The sequence below is a fragment of the Neisseria sp. P0021.S007 genome (assembly GCF_051956855.1).
Map to the genome: position 1 here is coordinate 1 of NZ_JBQCXA010000397.1, position 762 is coordinate 762.

A 762-nucleotide genomic window follows, 5' to 3' on the forward strand; every position below is an offset into this window, starting at 1 on the left:
GGCGTTCAAACGGGCTTTCCAAATCGACTTCTTTGCCGTTGTAGCTGATTTTTGCCGTACCGTTTACCGCGCGGGAAGCGTTGCGGATGATGTCTTCCGCCATTTGCATCATGCGTTCGTAGTCGGAGAAGGCTTCGTAGAATTCGATCATGGTGAATTCAGGGTTGTGGCGTACGGACATGCCTTCGTTGCGGAAGCTGCGGTTGATTTCAAACACGCGTTCCAAGCCGCCGACAACCAAGCGTTTTAGATACAGCTCGGGAGCGATGCGCAGGTAGAGTGGAATGTCCAAGGCATTGTGGTGAGTAACGAACGGTTTTGCCGTCGCACCGCCAGGAATCGGGTGCATCATTGGGGTTTCAACTTCCAAATAATGCTCGTTAACCATGAAATTGCGCACGGATTGGATGATTTGGCTGCGTTTGATGAAGGTATTGCGCGATTCTTCGTTGGCAATCAAATCGACGTAGCGTTGACGGTATTTGGTTTCCTGATCGCTCAAACCTTTGTGTTTGTCGGGTAGCGGGCGCAGGGATTTGGACAGCAGGCGGATGTTGGACACGCGCACGGTCAATTCGCCGTGGTTGGTTTTGAACAAAGTACCTTCCGCACCGATGATGTCGCCTAAGTCCCAGTGGTTGAAGTCGTCCAAAACTTCTTGGCTCACGCCTTTGTTATTCAAATAAAGCTGGATTTGACCGGTAACGTCTTGAATGGTGGCGAAGCTGGCTTTGCCCATTTGACGTTTGAGCATCATACGGC

General features: G+C 51.0%; 1 protein-coding gene. It reads right to left on the reverse strand.

From position 1 onward, the window contains the following. Positions 1-762, reverse strand: a 762-nt coding sequence (locus tag ACTHUR_RS13600; protein WP_440399060.1) for a lysine--tRNA ligase, incomplete at both ends; no start/stop codon positions are given.